This window comes from Maricaulis sp. B-26 (assembly GCF_056857855.1).
Genome location: NZ_JBSXNX010000027.1, coordinates 78,264 through 95,733, shown reverse-complemented (window position 1 = coordinate 95,733; position 17,470 = coordinate 78,264). Strand labels below are relative to the sequence as shown.

At 64.3% G+C, this 17,470-nt stretch carries 18 protein-coding genes; 10 read left to right on the top strand and 8 right to left on the bottom strand.

Annotated features, from left to right (window positions below; all coding sequences use genetic code 11):
- Positions 1-58: 58 nt before the first annotated feature.
- The gene (locus AC13HB_RS14100; RefSeq protein ID WP_482950414.1) at positions 59-469 is read left to right on the top strand and encodes a flagellar assembly protein FliX; all 411 of its coding nucleotides are present in this window, start codon (positions 59-61) and stop codon (positions 467-469) included.
- Positions 470-634: 165 nt separating this feature from the next.
- Positions 635-1,063 (top strand): RNA polymerase-binding protein DksA, encoded by a 429-nt coding sequence (gene dksA, locus AC13HB_RS14095; protein WP_482950413.1) that lies wholly within the window; start codon positions 635-637, stop codon positions 1,061-1,063.
- 212 nt (positions 1,064-1,275) lie between these two features.
- Here the strand turns inward: dksA and flgH are convergent, their stop codons facing one another.
- Genes flgH through flgF form a run of 4 tightly spaced genes read right to left on the bottom strand, consistent with a single transcriptional unit; the run spans position 1,276 to position 4,535 of the window.
- Positions 1,276-2,025, bottom strand: coding sequence for a flagellar basal body L-ring protein FlgH (flgH, locus tag AC13HB_RS14090; protein WP_482950412.1), 750 nt, complete (start codon positions 2,023-2,025; stop codon positions 1,276-1,278).
- 16 nt (positions 2,026-2,041) lie between these two features.
- Complete coding sequence (gene flgA, locus AC13HB_RS14085; RefSeq protein ID WP_482950411.1) at positions 2,042-2,971, bottom strand: flagellar basal body P-ring formation chaperone FlgA; 930 nt, start codon at positions 2,969-2,971, stop codon at positions 2,042-2,044.
- A 12-nt stretch (positions 2,972-2,983) separates the two neighbouring features.
- A complete protein-coding gene (gene flgG / locus AC13HB_RS14080) occupies positions 2,984-3,769 on the bottom strand; it encodes a flagellar basal-body rod protein FlgG (RefSeq protein ID WP_482950410.1) in 786 nt (261 codons plus the stop codon).
- Between the two features lie 16 nt (positions 3,770-3,785).
- Positions 3,786-4,535: a flagellar basal-body rod protein FlgF gene (flgF, locus tag AC13HB_RS14075; RefSeq protein WP_482950409.1), complete on the bottom strand. Its 750-nt coding sequence runs from the start codon at positions 4,533-4,535 to the stop codon at positions 3,786-3,788.
- Between the two features lie 257 nt (positions 4,536-4,792).
- Here flgF and AC13HB_RS14070 point away from each other — a divergent pair, with 257 nt between their 5' ends.
- The 5 genes from AC13HB_RS14070 (at position 4,793) to AC13HB_RS14050 (ending at position 11,010) form a co-directional block, all read left to right on the top strand.
- Positions 4,793-5,359 (top strand): flagellar basal body-associated FliL family protein, encoded by a 567-nt coding sequence (locus AC13HB_RS14070; protein WP_482950408.1) that lies wholly within the window; start codon positions 4,793-4,795, stop codon positions 5,357-5,359.
- A gap of 67 nt (positions 5,360-5,426) precedes the next feature.
- Positions 5,427-6,512: a flagellar motor switch protein FliM gene (fliM, locus tag AC13HB_RS14065; RefSeq protein WP_482950548.1), complete on the top strand. Its 1,086-nt coding sequence runs from the start codon at positions 5,427-5,429 to the stop codon at positions 6,510-6,512.
- Positions 6,509-6,901, top strand: coding sequence for a DUF6468 domain-containing protein (locus AC13HB_RS14060; protein ID WP_482950407.1), 393 nt, complete (start codon positions 6,509-6,511; stop codon positions 6,899-6,901). Before fliM ends, AC13HB_RS14060 begins: the two co-directional genes overlap by 4 nt.
- A gap of 4 nt (positions 6,902-6,905) precedes the next feature.
- The gene (locus AC13HB_RS14055) at positions 6,906-7,622 is read left to right on the top strand and encodes a MotE family protein (protein WP_482950406.1); all 717 of its coding nucleotides are present in this window, start codon (positions 6,906-6,908) and stop codon (positions 7,620-7,622) included.
- The gene (locus AC13HB_RS14050; protein ID WP_482950405.1) at positions 7,606-11,010 is read left to right on the top strand and encodes a hypothetical protein; all 3,405 of its coding nucleotides are present in this window, start codon (positions 7,606-7,608) and stop codon (positions 11,008-11,010) included. The genes AC13HB_RS14055 and AC13HB_RS14050 overlap by 17 nt, the downstream gene beginning before the upstream one ends.
- 59 nt (positions 11,011-11,069) lie before the next feature.
- Here AC13HB_RS14050 and fliP read toward each other — a convergent pair whose 3' ends face one another.
- Together fliP and AC13HB_RS14040 are read right to left on the bottom strand one after the other, a co-directional pair.
- Positions 11,070-11,822, bottom strand: a complete 753-nt coding sequence (gene fliP, locus AC13HB_RS14045) for a flagellar type III secretion system pore protein FliP (protein WP_482950404.1) — start codon at positions 11,820-11,822, stop codon at positions 11,070-11,072.
- Positions 11,819-12,145: a hypothetical protein gene (locus AC13HB_RS14040; RefSeq protein WP_482950403.1), complete on the bottom strand. Its 327-nt coding sequence runs from the start codon at positions 12,143-12,145 to the stop codon at positions 11,819-11,821. Before AC13HB_RS14040 ends, fliP begins: the two co-directional genes overlap by 4 nt.
- A gap of 105 nt (positions 12,146-12,250) precedes the next feature.
- On the opposite strand from AC13HB_RS14040, the gene flgB reads away from it, so the two are divergent.
- Genes flgB through fliE form a run of 3 tightly spaced genes read left to right on the top strand, consistent with a single transcriptional unit; the run spans position 12,251 to position 13,471 of the window.
- Positions 12,251-12,685 carry a flagellar basal body rod protein FlgB gene (gene flgB / locus AC13HB_RS14035; protein WP_482950402.1) on the top strand — a complete coding sequence of 145 codons (435 nt, stop codon included), beginning with the start codon at positions 12,251-12,253 and terminating at the stop codon, positions 12,683-12,685.
- Positions 12,686-12,698: 13 nt separating this feature from the next.
- Positions 12,699-13,112 (top strand): flagellar basal body rod protein FlgC, encoded by a 414-nt coding sequence (flgC, locus tag AC13HB_RS14030; RefSeq protein WP_482950401.1) that lies wholly within the window; start codon positions 12,699-12,701, stop codon positions 13,110-13,112.
- Positions 13,113-13,156: 44 nt separating this feature from the next.
- Complete coding sequence (gene fliE / locus AC13HB_RS14025; RefSeq protein ID WP_482950400.1) at positions 13,157-13,471, top strand: flagellar hook-basal body complex protein FliE; 315 nt, start codon at positions 13,157-13,159, stop codon at positions 13,469-13,471.
- A 77-nt stretch (positions 13,472-13,548) separates the two neighbouring features.
- Here fliE and AC13HB_RS14020 read toward each other — a convergent pair whose 3' ends face one another.
- A complete protein-coding gene (locus AC13HB_RS14020) occupies positions 13,549-15,414 on the bottom strand; it encodes a DUF885 domain-containing protein (RefSeq protein ID WP_482950547.1) in 1,866 nt (621 codons plus the stop codon).
- A gap of 16 nt (positions 15,415-15,430) precedes the next feature.
- Entirely contained in the window at positions 15,431-17,347 is a 1,917-nt protein-coding gene (locus AC13HB_RS14015; RefSeq protein ID WP_482950399.1) for a DUF885 domain-containing protein, read from the bottom strand.
- Positions 17,348-17,470 lie beyond the last annotated feature (123 nt).

Here is a 17,470-nt window from a genome sequence, read left to right as displayed (position 1 = left end):
CTCTGTTAAGCGGCCGCGCTCATGCATTAACCTATCGATGAGAGGCAATGATTCCGCCATGAAGATATCGGGACCCAATTCGACGAACTCCGTATCGAGCAGCAAGCGCAAGACCACGTCCCGCGCCAGCGGCGACGGATTCAAGGTCGATACGCCGGCCCAGTCGCGTGGCACGATGTCCGCCAGCGCCGCATCCTCGGTGCAGTCCGTCGATGCCATTCTCGCCCTCCAGGGCGTGGAGGACTTCACCCAGGCCCGCAAGCGCGCCACCGAGCGTGCCTTCGACATGCTGGACGTGCTCGACGAACTGAAGATCGCCTTGCTTGAGGGCGGGCTTCCGCGTGCCAAACTGGTTGCGCTGATGGACCTCCTGCAGACGCGTCGCGACCAGACCAATGACGCGAAACTCGAAGCCGCTCTGGACGAAGTCGAGATTCGTGCCGCCGTCGAACTGGCCAAGTTCGGCTGACGCAAGCGTCAAGCGGATTCCCAAATCACCCAGATAAATTCTGGTTTTGCGAGGCAGGGCATGCTCGCAACAGCTCGATCTCGTTGACTCGCGAAGTTCCGTGAATATGCTCCGCCCGGCTTTCTGGGGGAGAGCGCGCAGCTGCGTGGAGTTGAGTCGAAAGCGATGAGCAAGGCTGAAACGATCGAGATCCCGAAGGATTATGTGCCGTCTGACGACGAAGAGTTCATGAATGATCGTCAGAAGGAATATTTCCGCCGCAAACTGCTGGCGTGGAAAGAAGAAATCCTTCGCGAGAGCAAATCCACGATTTCCAACCTGCAGGAAGACATGGGTGCCCTGCCGGACCTCGCTGATCGCGCCTCGACGGAAACCGACCGTTCCCTGGAACTTCGCGCCCGAGACCGCCAGCGCAAGCTGATCTCGAAGATCGAAAGCGCCCTGCGCCGCATCGAGGAAGATACCTACGGTTATTGCGAGGAAACGGGCGAACCGATCTCGCTCGCCCGCCTCGATGCCCGCCCGGTGGCCACGCTCTCGCTCGAGGCGCAGGAGCGCCACGAGCGCAAGGAACGCGTCCACCGCGACGACTGATCCGGACTTCCGGACCTCGCTGAGTTCACGCTGATGTCTCGATCATCTGCCGCTGGTGGATGAGAAGGGGCGATGCGAACAAGGCCGTAATCCCCGGTTCCGCGGGCATGAAGGCGCGCGGGTCCGGCAAGCGGCCCATACCCCTTTCGAACAAAAAATGGGCCGCCGCGAATGAACGCGACGGCCCGAGTGAACCCGATGGTGGCGGGAACTTAGAACGGCATGAGGAGGTCGTAGAGCTCCTGGCCGTAAGAGGGGCGCTGGAAGTCGGAGAGATGTCCGCGGCCGCCGTAGGAGATGCGGGCCTCGGCGACCTGCGTGTGCTCGATCGTATTGTCCGAGGCGATGTCCTGCGGGCGGGCGATGCCGGTGATGAGCAGCTCGCGAACCTCGTTGTTGACGCGCACTTCCTGGCGGCCGGCGATAACGAGATTGCCGTTCGGCAGAACCTGGGTGACCAGGGCCGCGACGGTCAGCGAGATGCTCTCCGTCCGGTTCACCGAGCCGGATCCCTGCAGCGAAGAGGAATTGCCGAAGCTGGTGATGGAGGACGGGTCGATACTGTCGTTGAAGAAGCCGGTCAGGTCGGCGCCGAAGAAGTTCGTCAGGTCGGCGTCTTCCGCGGAGGTGCGGGACCGGTTGGTCTGGTTCTGCAGCTGGGCGCTGTCGGAAATGTCGATATTGACCGTCAGGATGTCGCCGACGCGGGCAGCCCGCGGATCGCCGAAGAAGGTCGGCGAATTGGCGTTCCAGAGTGAATTGCTGTGCGCCTGAGCGGCACGAGGCTGCGGCGCGGCATAGGTCGGCATCGGGATTTGCTGCGGGCCGGCGCCGGCGAGCTGGTCCGGATTCTGGATCGGCGTCATCGGCGGAGTCTGGCCGACATAGGAGAGGCGGTCGGTAGCGGCGCAGGCCTGGAGGGCGGCAGCGGCGACGACGAGGGCGGCAATTTTGCGGATCATGGGGATTCTCCCTTTATCAGAAGGCGACTGCCGGGCTGGCCCCGACACGTGCGCGGCCCGGCCCGTCGACGAGGGCTTCCACCGTGCGGTTGGATTGCAGATTGACGAAGCGGGCGAGCTCGCCCTCCGCCGCGTTTTCCAGGGCCCGGGCGCGAACGCTCAGCTGCAGGCCCGGGGCTTCGAAGACGAGCGTGACCAGTTCGCCGCGGGCGACCAGCTGCGGCTGTTGCAGGTCGTAAACGCGCAGCGGCTCGTTGGGGCGCAGGGCGCGGCGGGTTTCCTGACCGACAATGCCGTCGGCGCTCAGCACCGCGTCCGGGCGGACGCGGTCGCTGCGCCAGGAGATCCAGACCAGATCGTCTTCCGTGATCGTCTGGCCGGCCGCGACGGGGCGGGCGAGGACCGGGACGTCGACCGTGACATGGCCGCGACCGGTGACACGCACCGGGTTGGCGCCGTCATAGGGAGCGACTTCCGCAGCCAGCATGCCGGAGCGGCTGTCGAAATTCAGCGACACGATCTGCGGCCCGCCGAAGCTCCCGACCGGCGCGTGCAGCGCCATGGCCGAGTTGGAGAGCTGGACTTCGTGCGCTTCGCCGGTGCGGGCGAAGAGCTCGCCTTCGAGCATGTCGGTCAGCATGTCGGCGCTGACGGCCCGGCTCAGGCGGGACACCGCGACGCGGTGTACGCCGCCGGCATTGGCCCAGTCGAGATCGTGCTGCGCGGCGATGCGCTGCACATAGCCGACGTCGATCGAGGTGCGGCTGCCCGGCGCCGGAGCGCGGGCGAGGACCACTTCGGCGGCGTCGCCGGCATTGGCGAAGAGATCGCCGAGCGTGACATGGCCGCCTTCGACCGTGACGGTCTCGCGCAGGACCACCGCTTCGCCGGCGAGAGCCGGTGCCGTGGTGAGGCAGGCGAGGGCGATGAGGCTGGTGCGGATCATCATCTGCTCCCGTTAGCGAAGGTTGGACGAGGCGGCGAGCATCTCGTCAGCGGCGGTGATGACGCGGGCATTCATCTCGTAGGCACGCTGGGCCTGGATGAGTGCCGTGATCTCGGAGACGGCGTTGACATTGGCCGCTTCCACGAAGCCCTGGCGGATCGAACCGAAACCCGGCGAGCCCGGCGTGCCGACCGTGGCCGTGCCCGAGGCGGCGCTCTCCAGGAACAGATTGTCGCCCGTGGCTTCCAGGCCGGCATCGTTGAAGAAGGTCGCCAGTTCCAGCTGACCCACGGTCTGCGGTTCGGTCTGGCCGTCGACCAGCGCCTGGACCTGTCCCTGGGCGTTGATGGCGACTTCGCGGGAGCCCTGCGGAATGGCGACGCCCGGCGCGACGGTATAGCCGTCGGCGGTGACGATCTGGCCTTCAGGGCTGATGGCGAAATTGCCGGCGCGGGTATAGGCGTCCGAGCCGTCCGGCATCTGGATGCGGAAATAGCCGTGGCCGGAGATCGCCAGGTCGAACGGATTGCCGGTATTCGACAGCGAGCCCTGCTCGGTAATGCGGTAGACCGAGGCGGCCTGGACACCCAGACCGACCTGGACGCCCGTCGGCACGATCGTGCCGGCATCCGAGGAGGCCATGCCCATCTGCTGGACGTTCTGGTAAAGGAGGTCCTGGAACTCGGCGCGCTGGCGCTTGAACCCGGTCGTGTTCATGTTGGCCAGGTTGTTCGAGATCACCTCGACATTGAGTTGCTGGGCCTGCATGCCCGAGGCGGCGGTGGTGAGAGAGCGCATAGCTGTGTCTCCTCCCTTAGACCTTGCCGAGGCGCTCGATGGCGCGCTTGTTCAGATCTTCGGCTTGCTGAAGGAATTTCGAGACCGACTGGTAGGACCGCATGATGGTCATCATGTCGGTGATCTCGACGATCGACTGGACGTTGGACTGCTCGACGAAGCCCTGCTGGACGTTCGGTGCGTCAATGGGCTGCGGCTCGTCGCCGGGATTGTCGGCCGGTGGAACCGAGTAGCGGCCATTGCCCTGTTTGGACATGTCCGCGCGGTTGGCGATTTCGAACACACCGACGCGTCCGACCTCCATGCCGTCCTGCATGACCGCGCCGCTCTCGACGATGGCCGTATTGCCGGCGTTCGGATCGAGCAGGATCGGGGCGCGGGTGAAGCCGTCGAGTACGGGCGAACCGTCGGCCGCGACGAGCTGGCCGTTCGCATCCATGTGGAAGCGGCCGTCACGCGTGTACTGGATTTCGCCATTGCTCTCGACGGCGAAGAAGCCTTCGCCCTCGATGGCAACATCGAAGGGGCGGCCGGTATAGTCCAGCGCGCCCTGGCTGAAATCGCGGCCCATGCCCCAGGTATTGACGTATTGGAGCTGGGACGGGCCGTCGCTGTGCTCGGCAGTCCGCGCGGGGGCGTTCTCCAGCAGCAACTGCTCGACCTTGAAGCCGGCGGTATTGGCGTTGGCGATATTGTTGGCAACGACGTCCATCGACCGGCGAAGGGTCATCTGGCGCGTCAGGCCTATCATCAGTGCGTTGTCCATCGGGCGGTTTCCTTTCTGGATACCTGGTGTCCACCGTCGTCTGCGGTGGTTGCCCGAACAGCTGCATGCAGCGTGCCAAGGTTAATTTCCTTGGTTATCAACGTGTTGGGGGAGGGCTGGCCTGAAGGGCGGCAAGTCTTCACGGCAAAGGGCGCCGGGGTGGTGGGAAGTAATTGCCGGGTTCGCCGGAATCGCTACGGAGTGTTAACCGCGCTCACGGTTAATGGTTTCAAACGATTCCCCATTGGGAGCCCGCAATGGCTGAAGATACCGAAGATTTCGACGAGGACGTCGAGAACGAAGACGAGCCGAAGAAGAAGAACCCTTTGAAACTGGTTCTCTTTATCGGCCTGCCCGCTTTGATTCTTCTGCTCGCGGGCGTGGGCGGCTTCATGATGTTCGCCGGTGGTGGCAGTGACGACGAACATGTTGCCGAGGCCGGACATGGTGACGGAAACGAGCACCAGTCGGCCGATGCCGCCCATGCCAGCGAAGAAGTATATTATTATGATCTGCGCGAGGGTGACGGCTCGGAAGAGACGATCATCACAAATATCCGGTCGACCGATGGCCGCCCGGTCATCGTGCAGCTCAAGATCACCTTTGAATCCACCGATCCGGATCTCGGCCCGGTGCTCGAGCAGCATGTCGATCCGATCATGGATCAGTTCATCATGTTCCTGCGCGAGCTCCGCGAAGACGATCTCTACGGTTCCGCCGGCATGCAGCGCGTGCGCATGGAACTGCTGCGCCGGGTCAACCTCGCGATCGAGCCGTCACAGGTCGATGCGGTGTGGATCCAGGACTTCATGATTACCGACTAGGACCGACAGGACAGAGCACATGTCTGACGATATGGACCAAGATGCGCTGGCAGCCGAGTGGGAGGCGATGGCCGAGGACGGCGGTGACGACCTCGATCTCGCATCCGAATGGGAGGCCATGGTCGGCGGCGAGGACGACGGCCAGGATTTGCCGACGGTCGGCGGTGGCCCCGAGCGCATCCTCAACCAGGACGAGATCGACAGCCTGCTCGGCTTCTCGCTCTCCGACGACGACGCGGCCGACAAGTCCGGCATTCGCGCGATCATCAACTCGGCCCTGGTGTCCTACGAACGCCTGCCGATGCTGGAAATCGTCTTCGACCGGCTGGTCCGGCTGATGACGACGAGCCTGCGGAACTTCACCTCCGACAATGTGGAAGTCTCGCTGGACAATATTTCCTCGATCCGTTTCGGCGACTATCTGAACTCGATCCCGCTGCCGGCCATTCTCGCCGTTTTCCGGGCGCAGCAGCTGGACAATTACGGCCTGCTGACGGTCGACTCGAACCTGATCTACTCGATCGTGGACGTGCTGCTCGGCGGCCGCCGCGGCACCTCGGCCATGCGTATCGAGGGCCGTCCCTACACCACGATCGAGCGCATGCTGGTGCAGCGCATGATCGAAGTCGTTCTGGGCGATGCCAAACAGGCCTTCGCGCCGCTGACAGATGTCGATTTCGACCTCGAGCGCGTCGAGACCAACCCGCGTTTCGCGGCCATTGCGCGCCCGGCGAACGCGGCCATTCTGGTGAAGCTGCGGATCGACATGGAAGACCGTGGCGGTCGAATCGAGCTTCTTCTGCCTTACGCGACGCTGGAACCCATCCGGAAAATGCTGCTGCAGCAGTTCATGGGGGAAAAGTTCGGTCGCGACAACATCTGGGAAGGCCACCTCGCCACCGAGCTCTGGTCGACCAAGATGGAAGTCCAGGCGGTGCTCGACGAGCAGCGTGTTCCCCTCGGCAAGGTCGCCGACCTGAAGGTGGGCGATACGCTTTTCCTCGATGCCACCCCGATGAGTGAAGTTGAATTGCGTTGCGGTGCCGTACCGCTGACGCGCGGTCGTATGGGCCGTATCGGACACAATGTTGCACTCCGGCTGGGCGGACCGCTCTCGCCGGGTGCCAAGAAAGCGATGATGAGGTTCGCATGACGCTCGCAGCTCTGATTTTCGAAGGCCTGGTTGCCTCCCTGCTCGTGGTGGCTGTCTTCGTCTGCCTGCGCGTTGATCGCCGGCTCAAGGCGCTCAAGACCGGCCAGGACGGCGTCCGGGAGTCGGTGATCGCGCTCAATGAGGCGACCGATCGGGCCCGCGCCAGCCTCGCGGCCCTCGAGCGCGCCACGACGCATTCCGGCGAGGAGCTGGAAGCCCGCGTCGCCGAGGCCCGCAAACTGGCCGACGAACTGCGTCTGATCAGCGGTCGTGCCGACAAGACCGCGGAAAGCATGAGCAATCGCCGTCCTTCGCGCCGGCGCGCCAGCGACATCTTTCCGGACGGTGCCGGCTCGCGTGTGATCAACGACCTCAAGGACGTGAGATAATCCCATGCGCGAACCCATTCGCCTCCTGACCGTTCTGGCTGTCCTGATGGGTGGCCTGTTCGGCCTGAAAGCCCTCACTTTCGCCAATGGCGCGTCGGACTGGTGGAGCGCGCATGCCGCGACCCTCGAGGCTGCCGCGTCCCAGGAAGATGAAGCGGACAGCGAAGGTGAAGCGCCCTTGATGCCGGAGACCGGTCTCGATGCCGAGCCGGAAGCCGAAGCGGTCGAGCCAGCCCCGACAGAAGCCTTCGCCGAACGCATGGCCACGGGCGTGCGCACCGCCGAGGAAGAGCGCGTCATCTATCGTCTGCGCGAACGGTCCGAACAGCTCGACAGCCGCGAGGAGCAGCTGGAAACGCGCGAGGCGCTCATGCTCGCCATGGAGCAGCGCGTCGACGCGAAGATTGCCGAGCTCAACACGCTGCGCGACCAGATTATCGAACTCACCGATTCCCTGACCGAGCGCGAATCTGAGGACATGCAGGTGATCGTCGCCTGGTATGCCGCCATGGACGCCCGCGATGCGGCCGAGCGGATCGCCGGTCTCGACATGGACACCCAGATCCAGATCGCTTCGCGCATGTCGCAGCGGACCTTCGGTCCGATCCTCGCCGAGATGGGGACCGATGCCGCCGCGCGCCTGACCGAGCGCATGGCGACCCGCAGCAATTTGCCCGAAACCGTGGCCGAACTGGAGGCGCGGATTGCCGAAGGCGGCTAGACATATCCGCCGGTTCGCCGGAGGCCTGCTGCCGCTCCTGCTCAGCTCGACCGCCCTGGCCCAGACGCCGGGCGTGTTGACCGTCGAGCGGGAGGGCAATGCGGCCCGTATCCTGATCGACTATGCTGACGGGGTGGCCGAAAGCCGTCCGGATGCTGACGTATCCGTCGCCCATACCGTCCTGATTGCCCGCCTCAGCGAACCGCTCGAGGCGGATATTTCCACGCTCGTGCCCGCGCTCGGCGCCTGGGCGGCGCGCGCCCGTCTCGATCCTGACGGATCGACCTTGCGGATTGCGCTGAACCGCTCCGCCGACGCCCATGTCTCCTCCAGTTACGATCTTGTGGCGATCGATATCGTGCCGCCGGGTACGCCTGCGCCTGCGCCGATCGTTTCGCCGCGCGAAGCCAGCGAGCGCGAAGCGGCCCGTCGGGCGGCCGCGCTGGCGGCCAATCCGCCGCCGCCCCCGCCGGCCGATCCCGTCCCGGTCCAGTATCGCGTCGGTCAGGCCACCGAATACACGCGGATCGAATTCATCTGGCCGGAGGATGTGGGCTACGCGCTCGAGCAGACGGGCAATGTCGCCGAGCTGCGTTTCAGTATGCCGGCGGATATCGATATCAGCCGGCTGACCGGGTCACCGCCGCGCTTTCTCGAGAGTGCCGAGGCCGAGCGCCAGGGCGATGAATGGGTTCTGCGCCTGAATGTCGAGGATGGCGTGCGCGCCCGTGCCTGGGACGAGGGCGGGCGTATTGCGGTCGATCTGCCGGACCCGGCTGTTCTGGGAGCCGAAGCGCTCCTGGCTCAGCTCGGCGGGCTCGAACAGGACACGCCGGACACGCCGGATACGGCTGAAACGGACGCCCCCGGCGCGGCCGAGACCGTCGCCGGCGATGACGCGACCATTGCGTCTGACGTTGCCGAGACCGTCACACAGCCCGGCCCTGCGGACGAGGCTGTGGCGGATACGCCGGAGCCGGAGGCGCCGACGCGCTTTGTCGGCAATATCGACCCGGTGCCCGCCGACGGCATCGTCCGCGCCAGGCTGTCAGAGCTGAACGGCGACCTTCGCGTGGATTTCGACTGGGCTGCATCCCTGGGAGCTGCCGTCTTCCGCCGGGGAGAGGCGATCTGGGTCGTGTTCGACGCGGCCGCCGATCTCGATCTGAGCGAGCTCGATCTCGCCAACCGGCGGCATGTGCGCAATTTCGACAGCTTCCGCGGCCCCGACTATTCGGCGGCCCGCATCATCGTACCGAGCACCTCGCAGGCCGAGGCCCGCATCGACGAGGGCCGCTGGACCATAATCCTGTCCGAACGCATCGACGCACCGCCGCGCCCGATCGGGGTCCGGCGCGATGCGCGGCGCAATCGCCCCGGACGAATCATTCTCGACCTTGCCGGCGCTCATGCCATTCGCTGGGTGGAGGACCCCATGGTGGGCGATCGTATCGGCGTGATTACGGCTGAGGGGCCGGTGCAGGGTCTGGCGACGCGGCGCGAATTCGTCGGCGGCGCCCTGCTGCCGAGTGCGCACGGCGGTGCCGTCGAGGCCATCGCCGAAGATCTCGAACTCGACCTGACCGGTTCGGGCGCTGCCGTGGGACGACCCGCCGGCATCGACCTGACCCCGGCCGGCGAAGCCGCGCAGGTTTCGGACGACAGCACCGTGCTGGCCAATATCTCCTCCCCCGCGCTGATGTTCTTCGACGCCTGGGGCGGTGATGGCGACTTCCCGGAGGAGTGGCGCGAACGCATGCGACGGACGGCCCTGGAAGAGGGTACGGACGGACAGATCGCGCTGGCCCGCTTCATGCTGAGCCATCAGCTCGCGCCGGAAGCGCTGGGTATGCTGCAGCTTGCGATCGAGGCCGATCCGTCTCTGGCCAACGACCCGCATGTGCGCGCCCTGCAGGGCGTTGCGAGCTACATGATGCACCGGCTCGGCGATGCCGAGGCCTATCTCTCCCATGCCTCGCTCAACCTGGAACCGGCCGCGGATCTCTGGCGCGGGATGGTCGCGGTCGGCGAGGAGCGCTGGCAGGATGCACGCCGTCGCTTCGAGAGCGGCGAGAGCACGATCTTCTACTATCCGCCGCAATGGCGGGCCCGTTTCTACGTGGCCAATGCACGCGCGTCGCTCGAAGTGGGCGACACTGCAGCGGCGCAGCAATGGCTCTACGAGGTCGAGAATGGCGAGCCGGACACGGAAACGCGTCTTCGGGCAAGCTATGTCAGCGCCCGGGTTCACGAGGCGCGCGGAAATCCGGAACGGGCTATCGACATGCTCGAAACGCTGTCGCGCTCCGGCAATGAGCAGATGGAAGCCCAGGCCCTGTTCGATCTCTACCGGCTGCAGCTGGATGCGGGCGTTCTGACCCGAGCAGAAGCCATCGAGGCGCTCGAGAATCTTCGCTTTCGCTGGCGCGGGGATACGCTGGAGCTGGAAACCGTACGCGCGCTCGGCGAACTCTATGTCCGCTCGGGCGAGTATGCGCGCGGCCTGGAGACGATGAACACCGCCCAGGCACGCTTCCCGAATACCGAGGCCGGGCGACGCATCGGCGAGGACATGGTCGGCATTTTCCGCCGGCTCTTCCTCGACGGCGAGGCCGACCGCATGGATCCGATCGAGGCGGTCGCGATCTTCTACCAGTATCAGCATCTGGCGCCGATCGGCACGGATGGCGACCGCATGATCCGTCGCCTGGCGGACCGGCTGATCGCCTTCGACCTGCTCGATCCGGCCGCCGAACTGCTCCAGCACCAGGTCGATCACCGCTTGCGTGAACCCGTTGCCCGTGCCCGCGTGGCCACGGATCTCGCCGTCGTCTACCTGATGGACAACCGGTTCGAGGACGCGCTCAACACGCTGCGTAATTCCCGCGTTGCCCGTCTGCCGTCCGAGCTTGTCTCCGAACGCTATCTGCTCGAGGCGCGGGCCCTTGCGGAACTGGGCCGCCACGACCAGGCGCTCGAGCTCGTCGTTCGCGACCGCTCGCCCGGCGCGGCCCGCCTGCGCGCCGACATCGCATGGGACCAGCGCGACTGGGCGGCGGCCGGACAGCGTCTCGAAGCGATTCTGGGCGGCCGCTTCCAGGACGATACCAGCCTCGATCTGTCCGAAGAGGCCGACGTCATGCGCGCGGCGATCGCCTATAGTCTTGCCAGAGACACGGTCGCGGCCAACCGGCTCGGCGATCGCTATAGCGCGCTGATGGCCGAGACGGACCAGTCGGCCGCTTTCGCGTTGCTGACCGATGAGGATGCCCGCCAGGGCAATGTGCGCTTCTCCGACCTGGCCGGCCGGATCGCCAGCATCGATACGCTGGAAGCCTTCATGGAACCCTTCCGGGCCCGCTTCAACAATGGCGGCGGTCCGTCCTGACCGGACGGTGAGGCGTCACGCACTCGCTTTGATTTTTGGGAAAAGTGCCGCGAACCCGGTCAGGGTATCGTGCCGAAACTCTGTACGAGCGATCCGGTCACCAGCCGCCAGCCGTCGATCAGCACGAAGAAGATCAGCTTGAAGGGCAGGGAGATCACGATCGGCGGCAGCATCATCATGCCCATCGACATAAGGATGGAGGCCACCACGAGGTCGATGATCAGGAAGGGGATGAAGAGCAGGAAGCCGATCTCGAAGGCCCGCCGCAGCTCGGAAATCATGAAGGACGGCGCCACCACCCAGAAGGACGTATCCTCCGGCGTCTCCGGCACCGCCTCACCGGAAATATCGATGAAGAGCGCCAGGTCGTCCTCGCGGGTATGCGCCAGCATGAAGGTCTTGAGCGGCGCCGTGGACAGTTCGAACGCCTCGCCCATCTCGATCTCGTCATTGAGAAGCGGCTGGATGCCGTCCTCGTAGGACTGGGTGAAGACCGGCGCCATGATGAAGGCGCTCAGGAAGATCGCGAGCGAGACCAGAACCGCGTTCGGCGGGCTCTGCTGCAGGCCCAGACCGGTACGCAGCAGGGAAAGCACCACCACTATGCGCACGAAACTGGTGGTCATGATGACGATCGAAGGCGCCAGGGAAAGGATGGTCAGAAGCGCGATCAGCTGCAGCACGCGCTCGGTCAGATCGCCCTCGGTGCCGGTGTCGATCGTGATGCTCTGCGCCTCGGCGCTGGCGCCCGCAAGCGTCGCAATGCCGATGATGAAGAGAATGAGATAGGTCCAGAAGCCCTTCTTCATCATACCGCCTCCGCTTCGTGTCCGGGAATGACTGCCGGTTCGGTGACCGGCTGACTGGAAAGAATCGTTTCCTGCTCGGCACCGAGCAGGACGACATGTTCGGTCTCGTCGGTTCTAAGGATGACGAGCCGGCGGCGCGGATCGATGACAAGGGTCTCGGTGACAGCCAGGCGTTTGCGCTCGCCCATGAAGGGGCGAAGCCCGGTCATGCCCTGGAATATCCAGCCTTTTCTGACTGCCAGACCGAACAGGCCCAGCCCGCCCAGAAGCACCAGGAGGATAGACAGGGCGAAGAGGTAATGGGGCCAGCTGACGACGTCGCTCATCGGTTCCGTACTCATAAAGAATACCTGCCTTGTCGGGTGATGCGGTTAAGTCGGCGTTAACTGTGCGCGCGCACGTTCGAGGGTAGTAGAAAAGGGGATTCGCGCATGCGGCCCGGTGATCTGCCCGTCATGGCAGCGCTTCGACAATCGATGGATTTTCACGCCGATCGCCAGCAGGTGATCGCGGAGAACGTCGCGAACGCGAATACGCCCGGCTATACGGCGCGCGATATCGACGAAGCCGATTTCCAGCGTGCGGTTCGGGCTCAGTTGAATGGCGGCGCGGACGATCGTCCGGCGACGCGCCTGCGCACGAGCTCGGCCGGGCATATCCCGTCCGGCGGCAACGCCGGCGGCGGGACGGAATGGCGGGTTCAGAACTCCCCGGACAGCGAGACCACGATCAACGGTAATTCGGTCGTGCTCGAAGAGCAGATGGTGCGCGGCCAGGAAAACCGCATGCGCTACGAGACCGCACTGACGCTCTACCAGAAAAACCTCGGCCTGATCCGCATGGCGATCAAGCCGCCGGCCCGATAGGACGGAGTAAGTTATGGGAAACGCCTCTGACGCAATGCAGATCTCCGCATTCGGCCTGCGCGCGCAGGCTGCGCGGATGCGCATCATCTCGGAGAATATCGCCAATGCCGAATCCACGGCGCGCGAGCCGGGCGGCGACCCCTATCGCCGTCAGATACCTGTTTTCGAAGCGGAGCTCGATCGGGTAACGGGCACGAACCGGGTCCGGATGACCGATGTCGCCCACGATCAGAGCGAGTTCACCCTGGAATACAATCCGGGCCATCCGGCCGCAGATGAAGGCGGCTATGTCCGCACCTCGAACGTCCAGACTCTCGTCGAGATGATGGACATGCGCGAAGCCATGCGCAGCTATGAGGCGAATCTGAACATGATCGAGAATTCCAAGCGCATGCAGGAGCGTGCGCTGGACCTGCTGCGCCGCTAGAAAAGCCGGCGCTGACCGCAGAACGAGGATAGGACGACAAGGCCATGGCCGCAGATCTCTCCGCCGTACAGGCATATCAGGCCGCCATTCGCGCGGCCCAGCAATCCACCCAGTCCTCCGGCTCCGCCAATGAAAGTGCCGGCGTCGACTTCGGCAGCATGGTCTCCGGCGCCATCGCCGAGACGGGCGGCGCCCTGCAGCAGGCCGAGCAGATGACCGCGGCCGCCGCGACCGGGGATGCCGAGCTGATCGACGTGGTTACGGCCGTGTCCGCCGCCGAACTCCAGCTCGAGACTGTCGTCGCCGTACGCGACGAAGTGGTCCGCGCCTACCAGGAAATCCTGCGCATGCCGATCTGAGAATTTTTGCATGACAGCATGAAAAAGGCCTCCCGGATGATCCGGGAGGCCTTTTCCGTTTGCGTGTCGGCGAGGGCCTATTCGGCCGACTGCGTTTCCGCGATGTAGGCGTTGACGCGCTCTTCCAGGATGGAGAGCGGCATGGCGCCCTGGGTCAGGACGACATCGTGGAAGTCACGGATGTCATAGGCTTCGCCCAGCGCTTCCTCGGCTTCTCCGCGCAGGCGGAGAATCTCGTTCATGCCGATCTTGTAGGCCGTGGCCTGGCCCGGATAGACGATATAGCGATCGATGGCATCGCGGGCATCGCCTTCGGGGTTGGGCGTATTCTCGACCAGATACTGGACGGCTTCCTCGCGCGTCCACTGGTGATGATGGATGCCCGTATCGACCACGAGGCGGCAGGCGCGCCACAGCTCCATGGCGAGACGGCCGAAATCCGAATAGGGATCGTCGTAGAAACCGAATTCCTTCGGGAAGTACTCGGTGTAAAGACCCCAGCCCTCGGTATAGGCCGTGTAGCCGCCGAAGCGGCGGAAGGACGGAACGCCTTCCAGCTCCTGCATGATGGCCAGCTGCATGTGGTGACCCGGCGCGCCCTCGTGATAGGCGAGCGCTTCCATCTGGTAGGTCGGCATCAGGCTCATATCGCGCAGATTGGCGTAGTAGTAACCCGGGCGCGAGCCGTCCGGTGCCGGGCGGTTGTAGAAGGCTTTTCCGGCCGAAGCCTCGCGGAAGGGTTCCACACGGCGCACTTCCAGATCGGCCTGCGGCAGGGTGTGGAACATCTCCGGCAGGGTTTCCATCATCGTGTCGATGAGCGCGGTGGCGTCGGCCAGATAGGCCGCACGGCCTTCGTCGTCATTGTCGTAGTAGAACTGCTCGTCGGTGCGCATGAACTCGAAGAAGTCCTGCAGCGTTCCCTCGAAGCCGACTTCGGTCATGATGTCGCGCATCTCGCCGTGGATGCGTTCGACTTCCGAAAGACCCAGCTGGTGAATTTCCTCGGCCGTCATCTCGGTCGTGGTGTAGCCCGCCAGGAGGTGATCGTAGAATTCGGCGCCGTCCGGATGCTTCCAGATGCCGTCATCATTCGTGGCCGTCTGGGCCTGCTCCTCGAACAGGGCGATAACGCGCTCATAGGCTGGACCGACGACTTCGGTCAGCGCCGCTTCCGCCTCGCCGATGAGGCGCTCCGTTTCGGCTTCATCGAGCTCGAGCCCGGTGATCTTGCGGCGGATGTCCGCCATGACCGGACTGTCCTCGCCCTCGGAGAAAGGCGCGCCCGACGTCACGTTGCGGGCAGTCTGGATCATCGGCTCATAGGTCCAGAGCGGCGTATAGACGCCCATCTCGAAGGAGCGCCGGGAATTGGCGATGTTCTGGTCCATATAGTCGCCGAAATTGCGCAGGCGGCCGATATAAGCCTCGGCATCCTCGACGCTGTCGACGCGGTGATTGTTGATGAGGAAGGTCGGGGCCCGCATATGGGCACCGGAGCGTGGCGTGAAGGTATAGCCGTGATCTTCCCAGCGCCGGCCCGCGGCATCGCGTTCCGCATTGTATTCGAACAGGCGCCAGGAGAGCCGGGCACTCTCGTCGAGGGCGTCGAAATCGAAGTTCTCGCGCATATAGGCCAGGTCCGCCTGGCCCATCTCGAAGGTTTCCTGCTGGAATTCCGGCGAAACGTCGTCCCACTGGTCGTAGCTTGTCTTCATGCCGAGGAAAGTCTGCGCCATCGGCGAGCGGGCGACATTGCGCTGGAAAACGTCCTCGAACCAGGCGTTCAGGCGTTCGCTTTCGGTCTGTTCGGCCTGGGATGCGGTCTCGTTGACCACTGGTGCAGTATTGGCCGCATTGGCTGCGGCTTCATCAGCCGGCTCCGAGCACGCCGCGATCAGCGCGGCTGCGGACACGGTCAGTACCAGATGCTTCATCTTCATGGTGGTCATCCCCTTCTTACTCCTCCATCGCACCGCTGCCGGAACCGGCATCGGCACGCTTTTCCTGAACATACTCGTTCACCAATTCGGTGAGCACCGGCAAGGGCAGTGAACCGCTGGTCAGCACCACATCGTGGAATTCACCGTAGTCGAAGGCCTCGCCCAGCTCCTCCTGCGCAAAGTCGCGCAGTGCCCGGATGCGCATCTGGCCGGTCTTGTACGATGTCGCCTGACCCGGCCAGACGATATAGCGCTCGACTTCGCGGACCACTTCTTCCTCGGTGAAGGACGTGTTCTCCAGCAGGTAGTCGATCGCGTCCTGGCGGCTCCAGCGCATGGAATGAATGCCGGTGTCGACGACGAGGCGTCCGGCGCGCCAGAGTTCATAGGCGAGGCGGCCGAAGTCCTGATAGGGGTCGGTAAACAGGCCCATATCCTTGCCGAGGCTTTCAGCGTAGAGCGCCCAGCCTTCGCCGAAGGCGGAAAGATAGAGCTGACGCTGGAACATGGGCGCATCCTCGAGCTCCTGTGCGAGGGTGAGCTGGAAATGGTGCCCCGGAATGCCTTCGTGATAGGCCAGCGTTTCCATCTGGTAGATGGGCAGGTTCCGCATGTTCAGCGTATTGGCGTAGTAGATGCCGGGCCGCGAACCGTCGAGCGTTCCGGTATTGTAGAAGGCGGTCGGGGAGCCGGCTGCCCGATAGGGTTCGACTTCGCGTACCACCATCTCGCCAGCCGGCATGGTGTTGAAATAGTCAGGCAGAACCTCGCGGATGCGATCGAAGACCGCATTCACTTCCTCAATGTAGCGGGCGCGGCCCTCATCCGTACTGGGATAGTAGAACTGCTCGTCCGTTCTCATGAATTCGAAGAAGTCCTGCAGCGAGCCTTCGAAGCCGACCTCGGACATGATGCCGCGCATCTCCCCATGGATGCGCTCGATCTCGGCGAGACCGGTGGCATGGATTTCCTCCGCCGAGAGATCGGGCAGGGTGGTGAAGGTGGCGAGCTGACTCTGGTAATAGGCCTCGCCCCGCGGCAGCTTCCACGCCCCGTCGCGATCATCGGCCATTTCGGCGTGCCGTTCGAACATGGCGATGAGGGCTTCATAGGCAGGCCCGACCGAGGTCAGCATGGCTTGCGTGCCGCGCTCGATCAGATCGGCCTCCGCCGCATCATCGAGCTCCAGAGCTTCGACCTTGGCGGTGAAATCGGCGAGCAGAGGAGAGGCCGTCTCGCTGTCGTCGAATGGAGCGCCGGTGATGACGGCGCGCGTATTGCCGATCAGGTAGTCGAAAGCGAAACGCGGCGGGATGACGCCAGCCTCGGCCCGGGCGTCGGCCCGTTCGACAAGAATGTCGAAAACCGGTCCGGCACCGTTAAGTCGAGAGATGTAGGCTTCGGCATGGTCGGCATTCTCGACCCGGTGCTGGCCGATCAGCGTGGACGGCATGCCGGTATGGGGCCCGAACATCTGGGTGAATACGTAGGTCTGATCGCTGAAACCGTATTCGCGAATGCCTGCTTCCTGAAGGTATTCGAAGATGCGATAGGAAACGCGGGCATCGCTGTCGAGCGCATCATAGTCGAAGTTTTCGCGCAGATGGGCGAGCCGTTCGATGCGCCGCTGCTGGGCCGCCTCGAGTGCTTCGTCGCTGACATCGTCCCAGCGTCCATAGGCGTCCAGATCGTCGATCCGGCCCATCGCGGTCTGCTGCAGCGGCGACCGGGCAAGGTCGGCCTCGAACAGGGTTTCGAACCAGGCATAGAGGCGTTCGCTCTCGGATTGTTCGGCGGATGCAGTGTTGGCGCTGGTCTCGACGGAAGCCGGAGCGCCGGTATCCGGTGCCGTCGCCACGTCTTGCGGCTGCGAGCAGGCTGTGGCGAGTGCGAGGATCGAGGCCGCAAGCGGCAGGCGATAGGTCTTCAGCATGATGATCTCCCCATAGGATCCGGCGTCTCGATGAGCCGGCGATCGTGACGGCCTCCCGCCCTCATGATCGCTGTCGGGGCGGGCAGTTCAATGCCTGGCCCCGATAAAGCAGGCAGCCGCCAC

Bases quoted from the DNA above. Each gene is read 5' to 3' on its own strand.
- AC13HB_RS14100 (WP_482950414.1), top strand. From the start codon at position 59: ATGAAGATATCGGGACCCAATTCGACGAACTCCGTATCGAGCAGCAAG.
- dksA (WP_482950413.1), top strand. From the start codon at position 635: ATGAGCAAGGCTGAAACGATCGAGATCCCGAAGGATTATGTGCCGTCT.
- flgH (WP_482950412.1), bottom strand. From the start codon at position 2,025: ATGATCCGCAAAATTGCCGCCCTCGTCGTCGCCGCTGCCGCCCTCCAG.
- flgA (WP_482950411.1), bottom strand. From the start codon at position 2,971: ATGATCCGCACCAGCCTCATCGCCCTCGCCTGCCTCACCACGGCACCG.
- flgG (WP_482950410.1), bottom strand. From the start codon at position 3,769: ATGCGCTCTCTCACCACCGCCGCCTCGGGCATGCAGGCCCAGCAACTC.
- flgF (WP_482950409.1), bottom strand. From the start codon at position 4,535: ATGGACAACGCACTGATGATAGGCCTGACGCGCCAGATGACCCTTCGC.
- AC13HB_RS14070 (WP_482950408.1), top strand. From the start codon at position 4,793: ATGGCTGAAGATACCGAAGATTTCGACGAGGACGTCGAGAACGAAGAC.
- fliM (WP_482950548.1), top strand. From the start codon at position 5,427: ATGGCCGAGGACGGCGGTGACGACCTCGATCTCGCATCCGAATGGGAG.
- AC13HB_RS14060 (WP_482950407.1), top strand. From the start codon at position 6,509: ATGACGCTCGCAGCTCTGATTTTCGAAGGCCTGGTTGCCTCCCTGCTC.
- AC13HB_RS14055 (WP_482950406.1), top strand. From the start codon at position 6,906: ATGCGCGAACCCATTCGCCTCCTGACCGTTCTGGCTGTCCTGATGGGT.
- fliP (WP_482950404.1), bottom strand. From the start codon at position 11,822: ATGATGAAGAAGGGCTTCTGGACCTATCTCATTCTCTTCATCATCGGC.
- AC13HB_RS14040 (WP_482950403.1), bottom strand. From the start codon at position 12,145: ATGAGCGACGTCGTCAGCTGGCCCCATTACCTCTTCGCCCTGTCTATC.
- flgB (WP_482950402.1), top strand. From the start codon at position 12,251: ATGCGGCCCGGTGATCTGCCCGTCATGGCAGCGCTTCGACAATCGATG.
- flgC (WP_482950401.1), top strand. From the start codon at position 12,699: ATGGGAAACGCCTCTGACGCAATGCAGATCTCCGCATTCGGCCTGCGC.
- fliE (WP_482950400.1), top strand. From the start codon at position 13,157: ATGGCCGCAGATCTCTCCGCCGTACAGGCATATCAGGCCGCCATTCGC.
- AC13HB_RS14020 (WP_482950547.1), bottom strand. From the start codon at position 15,414: ATGAAGATGAAGCATCTGGTACTGACCGTGTCCGCAGCCGCGCTGATC.
- AC13HB_RS14015 (WP_482950399.1), bottom strand. From the start codon at position 17,347: ATGCTGAAGACCTATCGCCTGCCGCTTGCGGCCTCGATCCTCGCACTC.